This window comes from Pseudomonas sp. P5_B2, from assembly GCF_056400445.1.
Genome location: NZ_JBFULH010000704.1, coordinates 1 through 1961 on the forward strand (window position 1 = coordinate 1; position 1961 = coordinate 1961).

At 55.9% G+C, this 1961-nt stretch carries 2 protein-coding genes; one reads left to right on the top strand and one right to left on the bottom strand.

Going from position 1 to position 1961, the window contains the following annotated elements:
- Positions 1-42: 42 nt before the first annotated feature.
- Complete coding sequence (locus AC1DRJ_RS25815; RefSeq protein ID WP_477804649.1) at positions 43-651, bottom strand: trimeric intracellular cation channel family protein; 609 nt, start codon at positions 649-651, stop codon at positions 43-45.
- A 512-nt stretch (positions 652-1163) separates the two neighbouring features.
- Here AC1DRJ_RS25815 and otnI point away from each other — a divergent pair.
- Positions 1164-1946 carry a 2-oxo-tetronate isomerase gene (gene otnI / locus AC1DRJ_RS25820; RefSeq protein WP_477804650.1) on the top strand — a complete coding sequence of 261 codons (783 nt, stop codon included), beginning with the start codon at positions 1164-1166 and terminating at the stop codon, positions 1944-1946.
- Positions 1947-1961: the final 15 nt, after the last annotated feature.

Consider the following 1961-nt stretch of genomic DNA (forward strand, 5'->3'; position numbering starts at 1 on the left):
CTGCCTGACTATAGCAGTCCCCCAGATTCGGGGTGTCCAACCTTAACTCTGCCGGGTGGAGAGAATCGCTGGCATTTGCAGCTCCTTATAAATGGCTAGAAACCTCAACCCCGAGGTGAATATCAAGGCAATCCAGCCGGCGACCTGGATGGTCGGGAAGACATCGCGCAACAGGACATAAAGGGTGCACCCCAGCAAGATCGGCGTAGCGTAGATCTCACGTGACATCAACAATGAGGCTCTCCGTGCCAGCACATCGCGGGCGATACCGCCGCCAATACTGGTCAGCACCCCCATCATCACGGCAAAAGGTGCAGCAAGGTGCAATCCCAGCACTTTCTCGGTAGCGACAATTGCGAACAGTGCGGCCGCAAAACCATCGAGGTACAGCAACAGTTGGTAGCGTTGCTGGAATTTCTGGGTAAGAAAAAATGCCAGCAGTCCTGCAATCAAGGCAACCCAGATGTAGTTGAAGTCGGCAATCCAGAAAATCGGTTGATCGAGCAACAGGTCGCGAATGGTGCCCCCACCAATAGCGGTGATGATGCCAAGCACCACGGCACCGAACACGTCGACCCCTGCCTTATGGATAGCCAACACCCCGGTAATGGCAAACACGGCTGTGCCCAACATTTGCTGAAAATAAAGCATCCTTTACTCCGTTCTCAGGGTACCTGTCAGGTTTGCGATGAAGGTGCGGGCATGCAGACCAGCACCACTTCGCGGACATCGGCATAGCGTTGCGCTTTGTGATTGTAGCTGGCGTAAACCGGCCCGATTGTCCAAGACATCTCTGGAGTGGCCAGTCTTTGAATTGCGGCGGCAGAGAGTGCGCCAGCAAAACCTCGGAGGGGCCGCCCTGCGGGAGTGAGTGTATGTCCGTGCATCTCGGTCGATGTTAAAAAATGTTATTTGTAAAAAACACTTCACACAATTCGATCATTGGTGGATTATCTACTCGATCCGAATGACAACCTGAAAACAATACAAAACAGGATTGTGACGATGTTCGACAAGGTGCCCTCCGATTTCTTCCTCCCGGACTGAACGTCGCTGACGGTTTGCGCACCTGGACAGTGATCACTACCTTGCTCGGAACGCTCGGCTTTTGCATCACGCTGTTGATCTGGCCTTTCGTCTGACCCATTTTCCAAGGAGTCAACATGCCTCGTTTTGCTGCCAATCTCAGTATGCTTTACCCGGAACATCAGTTTCTGGATCGCTTCGCGGCGGCGGCAGCCGACGGTTTCGAAGCGGTGGAATATCTGTTCCCCTACGACTTCAGCGCGCAGGAGCTCAAGCAGCGCCTGAGCGACAACGGGCTGGTTCAGGCGCTGTTCAACGCTCCGCCCGGTGACTGGGCGGCGGGGGAACGGGGCATTGCGACGTTGCCCGGCCGCGAAGTTGAATTTCGTGAGGGCTTCGACCGTGCGCTGGAATACGCCGAGGTGCTCGGCAACACGCGTATCCATGTGATGGCCGGCTTGCTGCCCTCGGAAAACGAGCGCCCGCGTCACCACGCCGTATACCTGGAAAACCTTGCCTACGCGGCGGCCAAGGCGAATCAGGCGGGCATCACGGTGTTGCTGGAACCGATCAATACACGAGACATGCCGGGGTTTTTCCTCAATCGTCAGGATCAGGCACAGGCTGTCTGCAAGGAAGTCGGCGCCAGCAATCTGAAAGTGCAGTTTGACTGCTATCACTGTCAGATCGTGGAAGGGGATTTGGCCACCAAGCTTCGCCGTGACTTTGACGGTATCGGCCACATTCAGATTGCCGGTGTACCTGATCGTCATGAGCCAAACCTGGGGGAGCTCAACTATCCCTACCTGTTCGATCTGATGGATAAGCTGGGGTACGACGGCTGGGTCGGCTGCGAGTACCGCCCCAAGGCTGATACCTCGGCGGGGCTGCAGTGGTTGCGGGACTGGAAGGCGCTCTGACCCTCGATGTTCAAT

Bases quoted from the DNA above. Each gene is read 5' to 3' on its own strand.
- AC1DRJ_RS25815 (WP_477804649.1), bottom strand. From the start codon at position 651: ATGCTTTATTTTCAGCAAATGTTGGGCACAGCCGTGTTTGCCATTACC.
- otnI (WP_477804650.1), top strand. From the start codon at position 1,164: ATGCCTCGTTTTGCTGCCAATCTCAGTATGCTTTACCCGGAACATCAG.